General features: G+C 67.4%; 16 protein-coding genes and 1 tRNA gene. 13 read left to right on the forward strand and 4 right to left on the reverse strand.

The annotated features are described in order from the left end of the window. The first annotated feature begins 6 nt into the window (after window positions 1–6). From QSJ59_RS18945 to QSJ59_RS18985, 9 genes are all read left to right on the forward strand, one after another. Complete coding sequence (locus tag QSJ59_RS18945) at window positions 7–438, forward strand: DUF3052 domain-containing protein (protein ID WP_285761044.1); 432 nt, start codon at window positions 7–9, stop codon at window positions 436–438. Window positions 439–564: 126 nt separating this feature from the next. Next, on the forward strand, window positions 565–1,026 hold the full coding sequence (locus tag QSJ59_RS18950) for a peroxiredoxin (RefSeq protein ID WP_285761045.1): 462 nt from the start codon (window positions 565–567) through the stop codon (window positions 1,024–1,026). A gap of 21 nt (window positions 1,027–1,047) precedes the next feature. After that, window positions 1,048–1,398 (forward strand): hypothetical protein, encoded by a 351-nt coding sequence (locus QSJ59_RS18955; protein WP_285761046.1) that lies wholly within the window; start codon window positions 1,048–1,050, stop codon window positions 1,396–1,398. Window positions 1,399–1,458: 60 nt separating this feature from the next. After that, window positions 1,459–1,532: transfer RNA gene (locus QSJ59_RS18960), tRNA-Val, on the forward strand. A 1,577-nt stretch (window positions 1,533–3,109) separates the two neighbouring features. Further along, a complete protein-coding gene (locus QSJ59_RS18965; protein WP_490247822.1) occupies window positions 3,110–4,603 on the forward strand; it encodes a pectate lyase family protein in 1,494 nt (497 codons plus the stop codon). 248 nt (window positions 4,604–4,851) lie between these two features. Next, a complete protein-coding gene (locus QSJ59_RS18970) occupies window positions 4,852–5,256 on the forward strand; it encodes a hypothetical protein (RefSeq protein ID WP_285761047.1) in 405 nt (134 codons plus the stop codon). Between the two features lie 207 nt (window positions 5,257–5,463). Further along, a complete protein-coding gene (locus QSJ59_RS18975) occupies window positions 5,464–6,648 on the forward strand; it encodes a cytochrome P450 (RefSeq protein ID WP_285761048.1) in 1,185 nt (394 codons plus the stop codon). A 220-nt stretch (window positions 6,649–6,868) separates the two neighbouring features. Next, entirely contained in the window at window positions 6,869–7,438 is a 570-nt protein-coding gene (locus QSJ59_RS18980; RefSeq protein ID WP_285761049.1) for a TetR/AcrR family transcriptional regulator, read from the forward strand. An 89-nt stretch (window positions 7,439–7,527) separates the two neighbouring features. Beyond that, the gene (locus QSJ59_RS18985) at window positions 7,528–8,712 is read left to right on the forward strand and encodes a GDSL-type esterase/lipase family protein (protein WP_285761050.1); all 1,185 of its coding nucleotides are present in this window, start codon (window positions 7,528–7,530) and stop codon (window positions 8,710–8,712) included. A 64-nt stretch (window positions 8,713–8,776) separates the two neighbouring features. Here QSJ59_RS18985 and QSJ59_RS18990 read toward each other — a convergent pair whose 3' ends face one another. Both QSJ59_RS18990 and QSJ59_RS18995 read right to left on the reverse strand, forming a co-directional pair. Continuing rightward, window positions 8,777–9,691, reverse strand: coding sequence for an aminoglycoside phosphotransferase family protein (locus QSJ59_RS18990; RefSeq protein ID WP_285761051.1), 915 nt, complete (start codon window positions 9,689–9,691; stop codon window positions 8,777–8,779). Window positions 9,692–9,906: 215 nt separating this feature from the next. Continuing rightward, window positions 9,907–10,647: a sulfite exporter TauE/SafE family protein gene (locus QSJ59_RS18995; RefSeq protein ID WP_285761052.1), complete on the reverse strand. Its 741-nt coding sequence runs from the start codon at window positions 10,645–10,647 to the stop codon at window positions 9,907–9,909. 449 nt (window positions 10,648–11,096) lie between these two features. On the opposite strand from QSJ59_RS18995, the gene QSJ59_RS19000 reads away from it, so the two are divergent. Next, window positions 11,097–11,864 carry a bestrophin-like domain gene (locus QSJ59_RS19000; protein WP_285761053.1) on the forward strand — a complete coding sequence of 256 codons (768 nt, stop codon included), beginning with the start codon at window positions 11,097–11,099 and terminating at the stop codon, window positions 11,862–11,864. Window positions 11,865–11,933: 69 nt separating this feature from the next. On the opposite strand, the gene QSJ59_RS19005 is transcribed toward QSJ59_RS19000, so the two are convergent. Next, window positions 11,934–12,653: a hypothetical protein gene (locus QSJ59_RS19005; RefSeq protein WP_285761054.1), complete on the reverse strand. Its 720-nt coding sequence runs from the start codon at window positions 12,651–12,653 to the stop codon at window positions 11,934–11,936. Between the two features lie 567 nt (window positions 12,654–13,220). Here QSJ59_RS19005 and QSJ59_RS19010 point away from each other — a divergent pair. The 3 genes from QSJ59_RS19010 (at window position 13,221) to QSJ59_RS19020 (ending at window position 17,235) form a co-directional block, all read left to right on the forward strand. Further along, complete coding sequence (locus QSJ59_RS19010; protein ID WP_285761055.1) at window positions 13,221–14,630, forward strand: family 2B encapsulin nanocompartment shell protein; 1,410 nt, start codon at window positions 13,221–13,223, stop codon at window positions 14,628–14,630. Between the two features lie 139 nt (window positions 14,631–14,769). Continuing rightward, on the forward strand, window positions 14,770–16,164 hold the full coding sequence (locus QSJ59_RS19015; protein ID WP_432707507.1) for a family 2B encapsulin nanocompartment shell protein: 1,395 nt from the start codon (window positions 14,770–14,772) through the stop codon (window positions 16,162–16,164). A 30-nt stretch (window positions 16,165–16,194) separates the two neighbouring features. Then, the gene (locus QSJ59_RS19020) at window positions 16,195–17,235 is read left to right on the forward strand and encodes a family 2 encapsulin nanocompartment cargo protein polyprenyl transferase (RefSeq protein WP_285761056.1); all 1,041 of its coding nucleotides are present in this window, start codon (window positions 16,195–16,197) and stop codon (window positions 17,233–17,235) included. A 6-nt stretch (window positions 17,236–17,241) separates the two neighbouring features. On the opposite strand, the gene recD2 is transcribed toward QSJ59_RS19020, so the two are convergent. Continuing rightward, window positions 17,242–19,467, reverse strand: coding sequence for an SF1B family DNA helicase RecD2 (recD2, locus tag QSJ59_RS19025; protein ID WP_285761057.1), 2,226 nt, complete (start codon window positions 19,465–19,467; stop codon window positions 17,242–17,244). Window positions 19,468–19,547 lie beyond the last annotated feature (80 nt).

Here is a 19,547-nt window from a genome sequence, read left to right on the forward strand (position 1 = left end):
ACTTTCGTGAGCGCGACCGCGGGTCAGGCACAGAGCGAACGTGGCCTGGCCGATCGACTCGGATTCAAGCCGGGTCAGGTGGTGCAGGAATTCGGGTTCGACGATGACGTGGATGAGCAGCTGCGCGCGTCGATCGCCGAGCGCACCGGCAGTGAGCTGGTTGATGAGGACTACGAGGACGTCGTAGACGCGGCACTGCTGTGGTGGCGCGACGATGAGGAGGATGACCTCACCGACGTGCTCGTGGACGTGTCGGCCACGATTGAGGGCGGCGGAACACTTCTGGTGCTGACCCCCAAGGCCGGCCGTGAGGGGCACGTCTCGCCCAGCGATGTCGCGGAGGCCGCGACGACGGCGGGACTGTCGCAGACCAGCGCTGTGAGCGCGGGATCCGACTGGTCGGGAACCCGACTGGTCCTGCCCAAGGCGCACCGCTGATTCGATTCTGCGAGCCCACCCGGCGACGCCGCAGGCGTCTGACCTAGGGCGGCACGTGCCGCCCGTCGGGCGATTGACGGGCGGCACAACAACGGAACTCGCGCATCAACGACCAGGGACGAGCCAATGTCGATCGAAGTCGGCCAGAACGCCCCGGACTTCGAGCTCTCCGACCAGCACGGTCAAACCGTGCGGTTGTCGGACTTCAAGGGCCGAGCCGACGTCTTCGTGGTGTTCTACCCGCTTGCCTTCTCCGGCATCTGCGGGGGAGAGCTGAGGGAGCTGCGCGACAGCATCGCGGACTTCTCCAACAGCGATGTGCGGCTGCTGAGCATCTCGGTCGATTCCATGTTCGCCCACCGTGTGTGGGCCGACCAGGAGGACCTGCAGTATCCGCTGCTCTCGGATTTCTGGCCACACGGCGCGGTCGCCCAGGCGTATGGTGTCTTCGACGATGCCAAGGGCGTCGCGCTGCGCGGTACCTTCCTCGTGGACAAGGAGGGGGTCGTGCGCTTCAAGGTCGTCAACCCGATCTCCGAGGCCCGCGATATCGAGGACTACCGCAAGGCCCTTGCCGAGCTGAGCTGACTCAACCACCAAGGAGAATCCATGCCCTGCTATCTGTGCGGGGCGCGGCAGGGTGACCCTGCCCGGGGCGCGCAGCCGTGGAAACGCGGGGTGCGCCACGAGCGCCAGGTACTGGTCTGTCCGGAATGCCAACTCACCCAGGACTGGAAGGCCGACATCGACAGGTGCGGCCATTGCCGGTCCACGTTCTTGATCTCGCGACTCGGCGAGATCGAGTGCCACGACTGCAGGACCGTGCGCGAGCAGACGGTCCCGATCCCTGTCCAGGACCGCTCACCCGTGGACGCGGCCCTCACCGACGAGGTCGAGCGCGCGCTGTCCCGCGCCTTGAGCGGCCTGACGGCCCCGCTCGCCCAACGGGCGCGCCGATAGTCGTGAAACCGGTAGTATCGGGTGGAGCCGCCCCGGTGAAAGCCGGGGTGAGCTGTGTCCGGGCGCGTAGCTCAGTTGGTTAGAGCCCTCGCCTTACAAGCGAGTGGTCGGAGGTTCGAGTCCTCTCGCGCCCACAGCCCTTTGACTACGAAAAACGCCCCTTGAACTGTGGAAACAGTTCAAGGGGCGTTGTCATGCCTTAGTGGCTGTCAGTGGTTGCTTGCGGCTTCTGACGGGTGGCTGCGCTGAATACGCGCTGAAGTTCTACGGGCGCCTCAGCGCCTCTTCGATCTGCTTCTTCGCACGCTCCTCCTCACCTACGAGGCACTTGGCGCAGATCTTTTTCAGCACCGCGACACCGTGACCGGCCCACTGGGCGATCGGCGTTCTCGGAGGCCCCGGCATCGAGCCGCCTGGAGACGCACGTGTGGCGCGGTGTGCAAGGTGTCGCCGCCATCGGGGCGATGTCGTCCCCATTTCGGTAAGCGTTATCCGCCGGGCGTGCCGCCGTGCTCCCCGATGGGTGATGGCGGAGAGCATCTCTGTCCCGGGTCCCAGTGGGACGCCCGCCTCCGAACTCCTGTTGTGCCGGCTCGTCCTTGCACTCTCGGGGGCGTTGTCGTGGGACGTGCAGCGGTAGGTGCGGGACGGCGCCCGCTGTCCCGCGGCCACGCGAGACCTTCGGTGACCCGCCGTATGTCCGCCGGCTTCACGGGTGCGGGACGCAGCCGGGCCCCTCTGGTCGTTCGTCGCGGTGGGCGAGGGGGCCGCAGGACGGTGCCCTCGTGTGTCGAAGTACATTCGAGCGTGTTCTTGCATTTCCGGCAAATTTTATGTAGAGGCTCTTGAAGAGTCGAGGTTTGAACAAGACCGGTGGCCGTGTGAAGTTTTGTTCCGCAGGTGCGTGAGCCGGATGTCGCGTGACTTTCGGTGTTCCTCGACTTTTTGCGCCGAGCGATCGGGGCATCCGCGCGAGTTGTGAATCCTGGCGGTTTGCTCGGTTGGTCGACTCTGTGAATTTTTGGGATGATCTCGAAGCGTCCAGCCGTACTGACCATGGGGTTGGTGGTGCCCGCCCCGGTTGACGCGCGAGGAGAGGGCCTCCCGCCATCCGAGTGTCCGGCCGTTTGAATCAATGCGTCCAGGACCGTTCGCGATTTGGCTCGCAGGCGGTTCACGAAATCCCGCCCTATCCTTTCGATCGGGTGGGATCTTGTTATTTCCTGGCTCGTCGAAAGGTCCCGATACCGGTCCGAGAATTCCCTTTCCTTCAGGGCGCTTCGCGTGCCGTGGACGCCTTTCCGGCCGCCCGGGGCAGCACGAGTTTTCTGTCCCGCCGTGGCTCCGGGGAGTCGCCGCCCGGGGTGGGGAGAGGGGCGGAAGGGCGCGTGCGCACCGGTTCCGGTGCAGGCGGTCGCGACCGGGCGTCTGTGTCCGGTCCGCTGAGTCGTCGACGAGACGGACCAACGGGTTGCGCTCAGAAGCACCCGACTCGAATTTCGGCGTTGGATTTCAATGAAATCGCAGTACAAAGGGCGTAAAGCGAAGTCGGGGCGTTCGGTTCCCCCAAAAAAGGTTGCGGGAACCCTCTTGACATGGAAAGCGCTTTCTTTACTCTCGGAGGAAGTTACGCCAATGTTTTTTCTCTATTGCCGAAGGGTGAACAGTGAGGCGATCCATTACGCGTCGACTTACATCGACGCTGGTCACCATGGTCATGGTGACGGCCGGTCTGTCCCTGCCGATGTCCCCGGCATCGGCGCAGACCGGTAGCGCCACGGGGTACGCGAGCCAGAACGGCGGGACCACCGGCGGCGCGGGCGGACAGACGGTGCGGGCCACGACCGGAACCCAGATCCACCAGGCCCTGTGCAGCCGGCCCAGCACCAGTACACCGATCATCATCGAGGTGCAGGGAACCATCAACCACGGCAACACCTCCAAGGTGTCGGGCCCCGGTTGCGATACTGCTGCCGACGTGATCGAGCTCAAGAAGATCAGCAACGTCACGATCGTCGGCACTGGCAGCGGAGCCGTGTTCGACCAGCTGGGCATCCACATCCGGGAGTCCAGCAACATCATCGTCCAGAACGTGACCGTCCGGAACGTCAAGAAGTCCGGCTCGCCCACGTCCAACGGCGGTGACGCCATCGGGATGGAAAGCGGTGTCCGCAACGTCTGGATCGACCACGTCACCCTGGAGGCGTCGGGCGGTGAGTCGGAGGGCTACGACGGCCTCTTCGACCTGAAGAACAACACCCAGTACGTCACCCTCTCCTACAGCATCCTGCGCAACTCCGGCCGTGGCGGTCTGGTCGGGTCCAGCGAGAGCGACCGCTCGAACGGCTATGTCACGTACCACCACAACCGATACGAGAACATCGACTCGCGCGTGCCCCTGCTGCGCGGCGGCATAGGGCACATGTACAACAACCACTACGCGGGGATCCACGCGTCCGGCATCAACTCCCGGGCCGGGGCCCGCGCGAAGGTGGAGAACAACTACTTCGAGGACTCCAAGGACGTCCTGGGCACCTTCTACACCAACGAGAGGGGTTCCTGGGAGGTCGGCGGCAACATCTTCGACAACGTGACCTGGTCCAGCGAGGGCAACCAGAACTACCCCGCCGGGCCCAACCCGCGGTCCACCACGTCGGTGAGTATTCCCTACACCTACGGGCTCGATGACGCGGGCTGCGTGCCGGAGGTGCTGAGCCAGACCGCAGGTGCGGGCAAGGGCAACCGGGTCTCCGACGGCAACTGCGAAGCGGAGGAGCCGACCGACCCCACCGACCCCACCGACCCGACAGATCCCACCGACCCCACCGACCCTCCCGCGGGGACCAACCTCAGCACCGGGGCCGGCGCCGACGGCTCCAGCAAGGCCGGCGGGACCAGCTACGGCAACGTCGTCGACGGCAACATGGGCACCTACTGGTCGCCGAGCGGCTCGACCGGTCGCATCTCGGTCAAGTGGGACTCCGGCACCGCGGTGTCCAGGATCAACATCCGTGAGGCGGTCGGAGCCGGAGGCAACATCGGTTCCTGGCGGGTCGTCAACAACGACACCGGTGCCGTTCTGGCCACCGGAAGCGGAGCGGGCGTCGTCACCTTCAACCGGACGACGCTTCGAAAGATCAATTTCGAGATCACCAGCTCGAACGGCACCCCCCGCGTCGCGGAGTTCGAGACCTACGCCGGTTAGTGTCGGTGGGCGGGCTACCTCCCGCGGCGGTAGCGAAGCCGACCTGTGACCGATCCGGCCGAGAGCACCGGAGCCGGCCGGTCCGTCCGAAGAACTGGGCGGGCCGGCCGTTCCGGCTGTTGACGCCAGGGCCGGGCCGCGGGGCCCTTCGGTTGGGGTTCAGGGAGTCACCGCCATGGCGATCGCCCATCCCCACCGGTCGGCACCGCCTCTGGCAGCGCCCCGATACGTCCGGGTGACCTGAGATCGTGGCCGGCCTGCTCGCTCCGGCGGCCGTGGTCGCACCCGTGCTCTTCGGTCCGCTCGGCCCGTTGGACCTGGACTCGGTGACCTTCGGGCTGGTCGCCACCCCGTCGGCTTCGCCGCAGCGTGTGCCGGACCACATGCGCTGGATGCTCGTCGGTGTGGTGGCGGGCATGGTCGCCTTGATCGTCAAAAGTGTGCTGAGCCATGCCGGCACGTCCCTGAACGGTTCGACGCCAACCTCAAGACATGTACGACGACGCGGGTGGTGGCGGCGCGTGGCCGCTGCGGGCCCGACGGAGCGGGTCGGCCTCGGCTGCTTTCTGCCCCGTCCGTCGATGCGGGCCAGGGCGGTGGGTGGGAAGAGCCCACCGCGAACCGGTCAGCCCGGTCGGCGGATTGTGGCCTGAATTTTTGCTCCGATGTTCCTCAAGTGCCGGACCTCCACCCAGTCGATTACTTATTGTTATCAATGATTGCCGAAAGTGATATCCCGGGGTTCTGGGCGGCGGGCGGCCATCCCTTCACTGTTACTCAAGGCAAAATCGCACCGTTCTCCCGCTGTCCTGGGCATTCGGGGCCTTCCACTCCGAACCTCCACACAGTCAGGGAGAGCCATGAACGAGACATTGCCCTACTTCCCCTTCGCTCACCACGGTGATGCCGTGAGCCCGGAATGTCGCCAATTGCAGGAGACGCGGCCCATCAGCCGCGTGCGCACTGCCTCGGCAGAGGCGTGGCTGATCACCAGTCACCCGATGGCCGTCCGGGCGCTTGAGGACGAACGCCTGTCCCCGGCCCTGCAAGCGGACCTACAGGCGCCCGGTCAGGTCCTCGGGATGCCTGCGGACGCGGTCTCCTCCATGGAGACCTTCGCGCGAGACGGACTGCGCAAGGAATTCCTGCGTGCCATTGCGCCTCCGCGCCTGGCCGAACTCGAACCCTGGGCCCGCGGGGCCGCGCGGTCCATTCTCGACGGGATCGCCGCGTCCCCGCAGCCGGTGGACCTGTTCTCCGGGTACGCCAGGAGGTTTCCGATCGCCCTGAGCTGTCGCCTGGTCGGCATGCCGCTCGCCGAAGGCGAGACGCTCGCGGAACTGAGCGAGGCAGTGATGTCGCTTCGCCCCCGGGAGCCCGACGCCTATCTCGACGACTGGCAGCAGCTGCGCGATTATTTCAGTGGTTTGTTGGCCCGCCCGGGCCTGCCCGACGGCGTCGCCCGTCGCTACCGTGATGCCAACGCGGCGCGCCCTCCCGCGGACCGCGTCGACGAGACCCGGGTTGCCGATGCGCTGGCCTGGTTCTTCGAATCCAGCCACGTCAGCGCCTCCAGTGTGCTGGGACATGCCTTCGTGACCATGCTCGACCAGTGCGGGATGATGGAGCACCTGCGGGGTGATTCCGGGGACCTGTCCGGTGTAGTGGAGGAAGCGCTGCGCCACGCCCTGTTCCTGAACACCGGCCTGCAACGTGTGGCCAGGCAGGACATCGAGTTGGGCGGCACGACGATACGCGCGGGCGAACTCGTGCTGATCAGTGCGGACACGGCCAACCGTGACCCCGAGGCGTTCCCCCGGCCCGAGTGCTTCGATCCGAGCCGTGCCGCCAAGGGGCATCTGGCGTTCGGGCACGGCGCGGGCCACTGCCCGGGCAGCGCCCTGGGGAGGCTGATGCTGAAAGTGGCGATCGGTGAACTCGCGGACCGGTTTCCCCGGATGCGCCTGGCTGTTCCGTGCACCGAGATCGAGTGGCGCGACGACCTCCTGAACCGTCGGCCCATCCGGATTCCCGTCAGCTGGTGAGTCCGGAGTCCGTTCGCGCGACGTGCGCCGGGCCCCTCCGTGGAGTGCTCGACGGCTGAGAGCGGCTGGTCGTCCCGGCCGCACCGCATGGCCGGGACGACCCGGGCGGATGCCGAGACGCAGCCGTCCGGCTCGCTTGCCAGCTTCCTGAAGGTTGGGATTATTTGCCTAAAGGTATTAGGCAAATGTACGATCCTTTTCGTCAAAGAGAAGGAGCGATATGGCACGCGCGGGACTGACGACGGAACGCCTCGCCCGAGCAGGGGCAGAGCTGGCCGACGAGGCCGGCTTCGACCAGGTGACCGTCTCCGCGCTGGCCAGACGGTTCGACGTCAAGGTCGCGAGTCTGTATTCGCACCTGAGGAACTCCCACGACCTCAAGACCAGGATCGCCCTGCTCGCTCTGGAGGAACTAGCCGACCGGGCCGCCGATGCCCTTGCCGGGCGCGCGGGCAAGGACGCGCTGACCGCTCTTGCGAACGTCTACCGCGACTATGCCCGCGAGCATCCCGGCCGCTACGCCGCAGCCCAGCTCAGGTTGGACCCGGAGACGGCGGTCGCGAGCGCCGGAGTCCGGCACGCCCAGATGACACGGGCGATCCTGCGCGGTTACGACCTGACGGAGCCGGACCAGACCCACGCCGTCCGGCTGCTGGGCAGTGTCTTCCACGGCTACGTGACCCTGGAGATGGGAGGAGGGTTCAGCCATAGCGCCCCCGACACCCAGGAAACCTGGTCACGGACGATGGACGCCCTCGACGCCCTGCTGCGGAACTGGCCCGCGTCCTGAGCGCCGCCGGTGCTTCGCCGCCGCCGGTCGATGCGCGCAGCGGCAACGGGTCAACGCAACCCCACACCCTCGACCAACAGGCTGACATGATGAGCACCCAGAACAACTGGACCACCACACCCATCACTCCCGACCTCCTGCGCGGCGCTCTCGACCTGGAGCACACCGAGCACGGTGTGCTTCCCCACCGGCTGCCGGCAGCGGCCCGTGCCCAGTGCGCCGATCCGCAGCTGACCATGGCGGAGTCCCAGCCTTCGGGGGTGCGGTTGGTCTTTCGGACCCGGGCCACTGCCGTCGAGCTCGACGTATTGCCCACCAAGCGCTCCTACACCGGCGCCCCGCCACGCCCCGACGGGGTGTACGACCTCGTCGTCGACGGTCGGCTCGTCGACCAGGCCGTCGCAGCCGGCGGCAACGCCCTGGTCATCGATATGGCCACCGGTGCCGCCGAGACCCGCCCCGGCCCGGTCGGCACCCTCCGTTTCACCGGTCTGCCCGATCACGACAAGGACGTCGAGATCTGGCTGCCGCACAACGAGACCACCGAACTCGTCGCTCTGCGCACCGACGCCCGCACCGAACCCGCGCCGGACCGGGGGCGAAAGGTCTGGCTGCACCACGGAAGCTCGATCAGCCACGGCTCCGACGCCGCCAGCCCCACCACCACCTGGCCCGCGCTCGCGGCCGCCCTCGGCGCCGCGGAGCTGGTCAACCTCGGCCTGGCCGGCAGCGCTCTGCTCGACCCCTTCACCGCCCGCGCCATGCGCGACACTCCCGCAGACCTGATCAGCCTCAAGATCGGCATCAACCTGGTCAACTCCGACCTGATGCGCCTGCGCGCCTTCGCCCCCGCGGTGCACGGCTTCCTCGACACCATTCGCGAAGGACACCCCACCACGCCGTTGCTCGTCGTCTCGCCCCTCCACTGCCCCATCCACGAAGACACGCCGGGCCCCTGCGCTGTCGACCTCAGTAGTCTCGGCGCCGGAGAACTGCGGTTCCGAGCGACCGGCGATCCTGGTGAGCGCGCCGCCGGGAAGTTGACGCTCGCCGTCATCCGGGAGGAACTGTCCCGTATCGTGCAGCAACGGGCGGCCGACGATCCGAACCTGGACTACCTCGACGGTCGTGCCCTCTACGGGGAGGCGGACTTCGCCGAACTTCCGCTGCCCGACCAGCTCCACCCGGACGCCGCCGCACACCGCCGCATCGGCGAACGCTTCGCCGAACTGGCCTTCGGCAACGGCGGCCCGTTCTCCACCGAGCCTGTCTGAGGGCCTCGCACCCTCAAGGCGGAGACAGCCGGCGGGCACGCCCCGCTCCTTCGCGCGACCGCGTTCAGCGATCGTCGGAGGCCCGGTCGGCGGCGAGGGCGTCCAGCGTGCGGCGGGTCGCCTCCGTCAGTTCCGTGCCGGGCTCGGGCAGGGCTTGGGCCAGTCCCCAGCCGCGTCCGCGCACCCAGGTGGCGTCGTCGACTCCGAGTGCCGATCGAAAGACCTGCCTGGTGTGCCGGGTCGCCAGAAACAGCCAGGCGGGGATCAGGTCGCAGGCGGGGTCGCCCACGGCCAGGGTTCCGAAGTCGATGACCGCGCTCAGCCGGCCGTCCTTCATCAGGAGGTTGCCGGCGGCAAGGTCGCCGTGCACCCACACCGGTGCCTTCCCCCAGGCCGGGGCGGACATGGCGGCCTCCCACACCCCGTTGAGGAGGGCCAGGTCGTAGCGCCCCTCCAAGGCGGCGATCTTGGGGAGTACGCGCGCCTCCACGGTGACCGAGTCGGCGCTGTCGCCCATGGCAACGCCGCGAAACCCGTTACTCCACTCGGGGGGAGGGCCGCCGGTGGCGTCCGCGCCCTGGAGCGCGGTGATGAACGCGGCCAGGTCCGCCGCCGCTCGGTCGGGTGCGTCCAATCGCTCGAACCGCATGTCCTCGCCGTCGATCCACCGGTAGACCGACCAGGGGAAAGGAAAGTCCGCGTCGGGTTCGCCCCGTCCCAGGGGGTGCGGGACGGGGAGCGGTAGGTACGGGGCGAGGCGGGGAAGCCAGCGTTGCTCACGTTCCACCTGGCCGGTCCATCGGGGACAGCGGGGGAGCCGTACCGACATCTCCTCGCCGAGCCGGAAGGTCATGTTGTCGTACCCCGGTTTGGCGACGGCCCGGACGGTGTGGCCGGACCATTGGGGGAACTGGGCGCTGATCAGTCGCGTGACCAGGTGGGAGTCGATACGCGGGTGGGATTTGCGGCTGGTGGGCAATGCGCACCCTTTCGCTCGGTCGGATGTCCATCCCATCCGCCGAAAGGAACGGCTGTCCACTTGTTTTCGGCCGCTCCCGAGTGACACCACGGCCCGTCCGCGCGCCTGTCGCCCGACACCGACCCGGACAGGCTTAAATGATCTACGTCGTAAAGGCGATGGTTGTGAGCAACGCATCGGTCATCGAAAGCCGGTCGGGCAAATGTGGTGCGGGTTCACGCCCACGCGTCCCAGGCGAGTTTGGCGGCCAGGCCCAGACCGGCCAGGCCGATGCCGATCCGCAGCGGCCGCATGGGGAGTCGCCGGACGATCGCGGGGCTGATGCGGCCACCGATGAAGAAGCCGACGGCGAGCGGGAGGACGGCCGCCCAGTGCACCGGTCCGAACACGGCGAACGCCAACGCGGCCACAGCGTTGGGTGCCACCATCACCACGTTCTTCAACGCGTTGATCCGGGCCAGTGTCTCGTTGAACAGTGCCAGTAGCAGAGCGAGCAGCAGGACTCCTGCGGCAGCGCCGAAATAACCGCCGTAGACTCCGATCGCGAACACCACGACCCCTGTTCTGGCGCGGTGGGACTCCGCTGCGTCGAACGTGCTGGGGCGCGGGGGGAGAAGCACCATCAACGATGCTCCTCCGACGAGTACCGGAACGACTCGGGCGAAGGTGTCGCCTGGGGCTGCGAGGAGCAGGGCACCACCACATGCGCCACCCATCCCGGCCAGGAGTGCGAAGCGGCGGATCCGGTGGCCTTGGCCCCGCAATTCGAGCCGCGACCCCGCGGTCGCCCCGATGCCGTTGAACACCAGGGCCACCGTGTTGGTGACGTTGGCGGCCACGGGCGACAGGCCCGTCGCCAACAGGGCCGGATAGGACACCAGGGACGCCAGTCCCGCGATTGACCCGGTCAAGCCGGCAAGAACGCCAGCTCCGAGCAGTAGTAACGCCTCAAGCATGGTTAGCGAGTCTAACGATCTGGGACTGCCGTCCCATGGGTGGCCCCGCTGCGGGGCGTCCACCAGTGGCGGGCCCGGTCTCCTTTCGCCCGTATTGATTGGCAAAAAGGAGTAATGGGGCATTGTTTTGCTTTTGGTGGTCCGGTGGTGGGTTCTGGTGGTCGCGTGCGGTTGGGGCTGCTGCTTTTCTGGTGATCGGCCTGTGCTTGGTGCTTCGGGTGGAGTAGGATTCGGATTGGATTTTCTGCCGACGATTCCCAATCATGGTCACCTGAAATTGATCAGCTGGTACTCGCGGGCTCTTTAGCCGTAATGGTTGGTTGAACCGGCGGATCTGCATGCAGTCGTACTGTTGATTGCCGCGCTTTGCACATTTCCCGGCGGACCCGGATCCCGGCGACAATCACTCCTCAGTTTCCCCGCGGCCTTGTACCCGGAAGAGAAAAACCTTGGAATTCGTCCTGATCACCGTTGCCGTTGCACTGCTCGCCCTGGGCGGGTTCTTCGCCGTGCGCAGGTACGCCATCTCCGACGACGACTGCGGTGGGCCGATCGGCTCGTTCGTCGCCCCGGGCGTGCTGGCCATCTACCTCGTCGCCGTTGCGATGGCCATCGTCATCGGCTGGGAGAACAACTCCGCGGCCCAGGACTTGTCGGTTAGAGAGTCGGCAGCCGCCACCGACCTGTACTGGAGTACCGGGGCGATGCCGGAGGAGGAAGGGGAGCGGGTCCGCGCCGCCCTGCGTGACTACCTCGGCTCGGTGATCGAGGACGACTGGCCGCTGATGGCGGCCGGGGCCATGAGCGATGTCGCCGAAGAACGCCTCGGTGAGCTGCGGATGAGCGTCGGGGCGATCACCGCGGACGATCAGAGCGCGGTAATGGACCGGATGCTCGCCCACCAGGAGACGGCGTCGCTGATCGAGTTGCGCATCGACCGCGGTGACACCGCTGGCCCCAACATCCCGACCCTGTTGCTGTTGGCGAGCGTCGTGAGCGCGGTCGCGGTCATCGTCATGCCCTTCGCCATGGGGGTCAAGGGATCTCCCACCCGCAGGTTCTGGGCGATCGTCAACCTCGCACTGGTGGCCGGCAGCGTGTTGGTGCTGTTCTTCATCGACAACCCTTATGCCGGCCTGCTGGCCCTGGACCCCGGCAGCGTCGAGGACACCCTGGCCGGGTTCGATCGGATCGACCAGATCTTCGCCGGGGTCTGAGGCGCCCCGCGGCTCCGCGGATCGATCACCGCGGAGCCTGTGCTGGAGCAGGCGCCGCATGTCCCTCGCTCAGGAGGAGCGCGAGCGCGACGACCCCACCGAGGCCCCCACGCACACCCCGATGATGATCAGCATGACCGCCATGGTCTGCGGGGTGCTGAGGCCGGCTGAGGGGCGGTCGTCGCCCGCGCCGTGTGCCTCCGTCACGATCGTCAGGAGCTCGGCCCGAACCGGTGGGGTCAGCGGCGCGGGTGGCGCCGACGGGAAGGCCGGTTCGGCGGCGGACGGGACCGGCTCGGGGGCCGGTTGCGGCATCGGCGGCACCACGACCGGAAACAGCGGGGCGGCCAGGCCGGGGGAGGGAGCCGGTGGGTCTGTGGCGGGAGCCGGGGGAGGCGCAGAGACGGAAGGCGCGGGGGAAGGGGAAGGCGCCGGTGGCGACGGCTGCGCGGACCAACTCGGGCTGGGCGTCGGGGGCGCGGGTGACGGTACCGGCGGATGACAGTACCCGAAGTGGCCGTAGACGACGGTGATCCATTCCAGGCATCCCACGACGTCGTCGTAGATCTCCACCCCGAGCCCGGGCAGGTCCTGGGCGGGCCCGGGAATCGTGTCGGGGACGGACGCGGTGGGAAGGCCGACCTCGGGGAGCGGAGGGCTCGGGGGGTCGGCCGGTGCGCCCCCTGTCGTGGCGGCCAACGCTGCGGCGCCGATGAGGAGCGCGCCCGTTCCCCGTGTCGCCGCCCGTAGGGCCTGCAGCTGGTTGGGCCGGTGTCGACGACGCCACACGTGAGCACTCTCCGTACCTGATTGATTGCTTTTCGGAGTGTAGTGCTGCTCGGGATGGTGGATCCGGGAGTTGGGAGAAGTCGGTGGGCTGGGTTTCGCGGGTGTGCGCCGCAGGGCCGGCGGGGCGCGGTCGGCCCTGCCGGCGGCGGGGGGTAAGGCTGTTTTCGGGTGGGTTTTTCCGTGATTTCGGTTGGACTCGGCGCCGGCTGATCCTTCGCCTGTTCGGGGCGGCCGAAACCGGGTTTCACGATTATTTTGCGGAGTTTCGACTGCTTTATCGGTATTAAAAGACACCGGTGGGAGGCGTGATCGAATTCGCTTTCCCTGTGCGGTGACGGGGTTTCGGTTCAAGAGGATTTCTTTCTCCGACTTCGCGCTTGGTCGGCGGGTAATATCGCTCCAGCTGCGTTCGGTGGGCTTTTGGTAGACGAATTGATTTCGCCATTGCTGGGTCCAAGTGATTTCCGGTCCCGTAGTGTGCTCGTTGATTCGTACCCTTTTTCCTCGGGTGCGTGGCCGGATGTCCGCTTCTCCCATTAACTTTCTCGTTGATCGGCGGTTCGTTTCGTGACGGAAACTATTGGCACCGGTGCTGCTACGGGTGAGACTCAGCTGAGCCTGGGTACCGCGGCGGCGCGCAATCTGGCCACGACCACCAAGTCGGTGCCCCAGATGCAGGGCATCTCCTCCCGTTGGCTGCTGCGCAAGCTGCCCTGGGTGCAGGCCGCGGGTGGTGCCTACCGGGTGAACCGGCGGTTGAGCTATGCGGTCGGGGACGGTCGGGTGACGTTCACCAGCACCGGTTCGACCGTTCGGGTCATCCCGCAGGAACTGCAAGAACTCGCGCTGTTGCGGGGGTTCGACGACGAGGCCACGCTGAGTGCGCTGGCCGACCGGTTCGAGCAGCGCGAGTTCGCCCCCGGGGACGCGCTTGTCACCTCGGGCGACCCCGCCGAGCAGTTGTTCCTCATCGCGCACGGCAAGATCGGCATGGTCGTGGCCGGCGAGTACGGCAACGACACGGCACTGGGCACGCTCGCCGACGGCGATCACTTCGGCGACCGTGCGCTTGCCGATTCCCCGGGGGACTGGGAGTTCACCGCCAAGGCCCTGACCGCCTGCACCGTTCTGGTCCTGCCCCGCCGGGCCTTCCAGGAGCTGACCGACCAGTCAGAGCAGCTGCGCGAGCACATCAACCAGGTGCAGTCCGCCACCACCCAGCCCAGCAACAACCACGGCGAGGCGGCGATTGATTTGTCGTCGGGGCATGTGGGTGAGCCGGTGTTGCCGGGGACGTTCGTGGATTATGAGTTGGCGCCGCGTGAGTATGAGTTGAGTGTGGCTCAGACGGTGTTGCGGGTGCACAGTCGGGTGGCTGATCTGTACAACCAGCCGATGAACCAGGTGGAGCAGCAGTTGCGGCTGACCATCGAGGCGTTGCGGGAGCGTCAGGAGCACGAGCTGATCAACAGTCGTGACTTCGGGTTGTTGCACAATGCTGATCTGAAGCAGCGGATTCATACGCGTACGGGGCCGCCCACCCCCGACGACCTTGACGAACTGCTTGCGAAGGTGTGGAAGGACCCCGGTTTCTTCCTGGCCCACCCGCGAACCATCGCGGCGTTTGGCCGGGAGTGCACCCGCAGGGGAATCTACCCCCAGAGCATCGACATCAACGGCCACCAGGTCCCGGCCTGGCGCGGCGTGGCGATCCTGCCCTCGAACAAGATCCCGGTCTCCAAGACCCGGACCAGCTCCATTCTCCTGATGCGCACCGGCGAGGCCCAGCAGGGCGTCATCGGCCTGCACCAGACCGGCATCCCCGACGAGTACCAGCCCGGCCTGTCCGTGCGGTTCATGGGGATCAACGACCAGGCGGTCATCTCCTACCTGGTCAGCGCCTACTACTCCGCCGCGGTCCTGGTGCCCGACGCCCTCGCCGTCCTGGAGCACGTGGAGATCGGTCGCGAGGACTGACCCGGACCTTATGGTCCATCGGCCCCGGTCCGCCGGCCCGGCCCCCGGTCGTACATGCCCGGCGGGCCGGGCCGTCCTGCGGTACGGGGCCGCTTCTTCCCAGCACGAACACTGATTGGCGGTAGCAGAAATGACCATCATGGAGTCGCGTCCCAGCGCCGAAGAGGCGAGCGCCCAGCTGAGTCTGGCCACCGGCGCGGCGCGCAAACTGGCCACGACCACCAAGTCGGTGCCCCAGATGCAGGGCATCTCGCCGCGTTGGCTGCTGAACAAGCTGCCCTGGGTGGAGGCCGCGGGTGGTGCCTACCGGGTGAACCGGCGGTTGAGCTATGCGGTCGGGGACGGTCGGGTGACGTTCACCAGCACCGGTTCGACCGTTCGGGTCATCCCGCAGGAACTCTGCGAGCTGCCGCTGTTGCGCGGGTTCGACGACGTCGCCGCGCTGAGTGCGCTGGCCGACCGGTTCGAGCAGCGCGAGTTCGCTGCCGACGAGGTGATCGTGCGCTCGGGGGAGGACCTCGACCGGGTGTTCCTCATCGCGCACGGCAAGGTCGGTAAGACCGGCCTGGGCGAGTACGGCAACGACACGGCACTGGGCACGCTCGCAGACGGTGACTACTTCGGCCACCAGGCCCTGGCCGGGGACGCCGGCACGTTCGACTTCACCGCCAAGGCGGTCACCCCCTGCACCGTTCTGGTCCTCCCCGCCCGGGAGCTGGGCCAGGTCGCCGACCGGGTCGAATCGCTGCGCGAGTACCTGGACCGGGTCGACCACGGAGACTCCCAGCCGCAGAACAAGTACGGCGAGGCGGCGATTGATTTGTCGTCGGGGCATGTGGGTGAGCCGGTGTTGCCGGGGACGTTCGTGGATTATGAGTTGGCGCCGCGTGAGTATGAGTTGAGTGTGGCTCAGACGGTGTTGCGGGTGCACAGTCGGGTGGCTGATCTGTACAACCAGCCGATGAACCAGGTGGAGCAGCAGTTGCGGCTGACCATCGAGGCGTTGCGGGAGCGTCAGGAGCACGAGCTGATCAACAGTCGTGACTTCGGGTTGTTGCACAATGCTGATCTGAAGCAGCGGATTCATACGCGTACGGGGCCGCCCACCCCCGACGACCTCGACGAACTGCTGTCGCGTCGCCGTAAGTCCGAGTTCTTCCTGGCCCACCCCGAAACCATCGCGGCGTTTGGCCGGGAGTGCAGCAAACGCGGGATCTATCCCGGCTCCGAGCGGGTGGAGGGCCACGCCGTCACCACGTGGCGCGGCGTTCCGCTGCTGCCCTGCGACAAGATCCCGATCTCCGACACCCGGACCAGTTCCATCCTGGTCATGCGCACCGGCGTCGACGACCAGGGGGTCGTGGGCCTGCACCAGACCGGCATCCCCGACGAGTACGAGCCCGGCCTGAACGTGCGGTTCATGGGGATCAACGACCAGGCCGTTATCTCCTACCTGGTCAGCACCTACTATTCCGCCGCGGTCCTGGTGCCCGACGCCCTCGGCGTCCTCGAACACGTTGAAATCGGACACTGAGTTCCGCGGAAGCAAGGGGGGAAGGGCCACATGACCTCAACGGGGGAACTGATCGAGGGCAGGCCGGCCCGTGAAGTGTTGGCGTGGAGCCGCGCCGTTGTGGAGCCCGCCCTGCGGGCCACCGCCGACGGGCTGCCCGAGTCGATGCGACACATCGCCGGTTACCACTTCGGTTGGTGGGACGAGAAGGGGAGCCCGAGCGCGACCAGCGGGGGCAAGGCGATCCGGCCGGCGCTGGCCGTGCTGTCGGCCCAGGCGGTCGGAGGGACCGCGCAGGACGCGTTGCCCGCGGCTGTGGCCGTGCAGTTGGTACACGACTTCTCGCTGCTGCACGACGATGTGATGGACGGCGACGTCTCCCGCCGCCACCGGCCCACGGCCTGGACGGTGTTCGGGCGGGGGCCGGCGATCCTGGCGGGGGACGCGCTGGTCACGGTCGCCTTCGACGTCCTCGCCGCCAGCGGTCACCCTGCGGCGGCCTCGGGGATGCGCATGCTCAGCAAGACGGTCCTGGGCCTGGTCGAGGGACAGAGCGCCGATGTGTCCTTCGAGGAGCGCACCGATGTGGGCCTCCCCGAGTGCGTGCGCATGGTGGAGGGCAAGACCGGCACGTTGCTGGGCTGTTCGTGTGCCTTGGGGGCGGCGTACGGGGGTGGAACCCCCGAGCAGGTCGAGGCGCTGGGCGATTTCGGACGTAATGTGGGGCTCGCGTTCCAGCTCGTGGACGACCTCCTCGGTATCTGGGGCGACCCCGACATCACCGGTAAGCCCGTCTACTCCGATCTGCGCAACCGCAAGAAGTCCCTGCCGGTCGTGGCCGCATTGGACTCTCCGACCCCCGAGGCCGAGGAGTTGGCGGCGCTTTACTACCGGGCGGAGCCGCTCACCGACAGCGAGTTGGTGCACGCCGCACGGTTGGTCGACGGCGCGGGAGGGCGGTCCTGGAGCCAGCAGCGGGCCGATGAGCTGCTGGACCAGTCACTGCTGCGGTTGGAGGCCGAGTTGCCGGCCTCCCAGGCCGTCGCGGAGTTGAGTGCTCTCGCGCGGCTGGCGGTGCGCCGCGACCACTGAGGACTGTCAGCGCGGGGGGCGTTGGTCGGCCAGGCGGTGGCCCAGCGCGGTGTGGCGGCGGCCGGCGCCGGCGTTGCGCACCGCCTGGGCGATCGCCTTGCGGGCACCCACCAGGACGACGAGTTTCTTGGCGCGGGTGATGGCGGTGTAGAGAAGGTTGCGTTGCAACATCATCCACGCGCTCATGGTCACCGGGACCACCACGCAGGGGTATTCGCTGCCTTGGGAGCGGTGCACGGTCAGCGCGTAGGCGTGGGTGAGTTCGTCGAGTTCGCTGAACTCGTAGCCGATCTCCTCGTTCTCGTCGGTGCGCACGGTCATCGTCTGCTCGTCGTTGTCGATGGCGATGACGTTGCCCAGGGTTCCGTTGAAGACGCCGTTGGCGCCCTTGTCGTAGTTGTTGCGGATCTGGGTGACCTTGTCGCCCACGCGGAAGGTGCGCCCGCCGAAGCGCCGTTCGGGCAGTCCTTCGCGCCCGGGGGTGAGGGCGTTCTGCAACAGGGTGTTGAGGTTGCCGGCTCCGGCGGGGCCGCGATGCATCGGGGCCAGTACCTGGACGTCGCGCCGCGGGTCGAGGCCGAACTTCGCGGGGATGCGGTTGGCGACCACGTCCACGGTGATGTCGGCTGCGGCGTCGGTGTCGTCGCAGCCGAACAGGAAGAAGTCGTCCATCCCGTCCAGCAGGATGGGCTCACCGGTGTTGACACGGTGGGCGTTGACCACCACGCCCGAGCGCGCTGCCTGGCGAAAGACCTGGGTGAGGCGGACGTTGGGGACGGGGGAGCCCGCGCTCAGCAGGTCGCGCAGGACCTGGCCGGCTCCCACCGAGGGCAGCTGGTCCACGTCGCCGACCAGGAGCAGGTGGGCGCCGGGGGCGACTGCCTTGGCGAGTTTGTTGGCCAGGAGCAGGTCCAGCATGGAGGCCTCGTCCACTACCAACAGGTCGCAGTCCAGGGGGCGGTCGCGGTCGTAGGAGGCGTCGCCGCCGGGTTTGAGTTCCAGGAGCCGGTGCACGGTGGCGGCCTCGTGCCCGGTGAGTTCGGTGAGGCGCTTGGCGGCACGTCCGGTCGGCGCGGCCAGGACGATCTTGGCCCCTTTGGCGGCGGCCAGGGTGATGATCGAGGCCACGGTGAAGGACTTGCCGCAGCCGGGGCCGCCGGTGAGTACCGCGACCTTCGAGGTGAGGGCGAGACGGACGGCTTTTTCCTGTTCGGGGGCGAGTTCTGTTCCGGTGCGCTCCTTCAACCACCCCAGGGCGCGGTCCCAGTCGACGTCGTGGAAGGCGCCCATCCGGTCGGTTTCGGCGCCCAGCAGGGTACGGAGCTGGCCGGCAAGGGAGATCTCGGCGCGGTGGAAGGGCACCAGGTACACCCCCGCCACGGCCCCGTTGTCGCCGTCGGGCAGTTTCTCGCGGACCACTCCCTCTTCGGCCACGAGTTCGGCGAGGCAGTCGATGACCAGTGCCGAGTCCACCTGCAAGATCTTGACCGCGTCGGAGATCAGTTTCTCTTCGGGGAGGTAGCAGTGGCCGCTGCTGGTGGATTCGGACAGGGTGAACTGGATGCCGGCCTTGACCCGTTGGGGGCTGTCGTGGGGGATGCCCACCGCGCGGGCGATGGTGTCGGCGGTCTTGAAGCCGATGCCCCATACGTCGGCGGCCAGCGAGTAGGGCTCCTCCCTGACCACGCGGATGGAGGCGTCCCCGTGCTTCTTGTAGATCTTCACCGCCAGGGAGGTGGAGACGTCGATGCCCTGGAGAAAGACCATGACTTCTTTGATGGCCTTCTGTTCTTCCCACGCCTCGGCGATGATCTTGGTCCGTTTGGGGCCGAGCTTGGGGACCTCGATGAGGCGTTCGGGGGAGTGCTCGATGACGTCGAGGGCGGCGGCGCCGAAGTGGCCGACGATGTGTTCGGCCAGGCGTGGCCCCACGCCTTTGACGAGTCCGGAACCGAGGTAGCGCTGAATGCCCTGCACGGTGGCGGGCAGGACGGTGGTGTAGTTCTCCACCTGGAACTGCTTGCCGTACTGGGGGTGGGACCCCCAGCGGCCTTCCATGCGCAGGGACTCGCCGGGGTGGGCGCCCAGGAGCGCGCCGACCACTGTGACCAGGTCGCCGCCGCGTCCGGGGTCCACGCGGGCCACGGTGTAGCCGGTGTCCTCGTTGGCATAGGTGATGCGTTCCAGCACCGCTTCCAGGACCGAGAAGCGAAACGGTTCGCCCGAAGCCACCGCCCAACACCTCCTGCGCGGGTCGTCAATAGGGCCGGCTCGACGCTATCCGACCGTCGAGACAGCGGGGAGCGGAAAAT

Source organism: Nocardiopsis ansamitocini (assembly GCF_030268225.1).
Classification (GTDB): domain Bacteria; phylum Actinomycetota; class Actinomycetes; order Streptosporangiales; family Streptosporangiaceae; genus Nocardiopsis_D; species Nocardiopsis_D ansamitocini.

What these genes read in the sequence shown, in the direction of transcription:
- QSJ59_RS18950 (WP_285761045.1), top strand. Translation starts at nt 565, where the DNA reads ATGTCGATCGAAGTCGGCCAGAACGCCCCGGACTTCGAGCTCTCCGAC.
- QSJ59_RS18955 (WP_285761046.1), top strand. Translation starts at nt 1,048, where the DNA reads ATGCCCTGCTATCTGTGCGGGGCGCGGCAGGGTGACCCTGCCCGGGGC.
- QSJ59_RS18965 (WP_490247822.1), top strand. Translation starts at nt 3,110, where the DNA reads ATGGTCATGGTGACGGCCGGTCTGTCCCTGCCGATGTCCCCGGCATCG.
- QSJ59_RS18975 (WP_285761048.1), top strand. Translation starts at nt 5,464, where the DNA reads ATGAACGAGACATTGCCCTACTTCCCCTTCGCTCACCACGGTGATGCC.
- QSJ59_RS18980 (WP_285761049.1), top strand. Translation starts at nt 6,869, where the DNA reads ATGGCACGCGCGGGACTGACGACGGAACGCCTCGCCCGAGCAGGGGCA.
- QSJ59_RS18985 (WP_285761050.1), top strand. Translation starts at nt 7,528, where the DNA reads ATGAGCACCCAGAACAACTGGACCACCACACCCATCACTCCCGACCTC.
- QSJ59_RS18995 (WP_285761052.1), bottom strand. Translation starts at nt 10,647, where the DNA reads ATGCTTGAGGCGTTACTACTGCTCGGAGCTGGCGTTCTTGCCGGCTTG.
- QSJ59_RS19015 (WP_432707507.1), top strand. Translation starts at nt 14,770, where the DNA reads ATGGAGTCGCGTCCCAGCGCCGAAGAGGCGAGCGCCCAGCTGAGTCTG.
- QSJ59_RS19020 (WP_285761056.1), top strand. Translation starts at nt 16,195, where the DNA reads ATGACCTCAACGGGGGAACTGATCGAGGGCAGGCCGGCCCGTGAAGTG.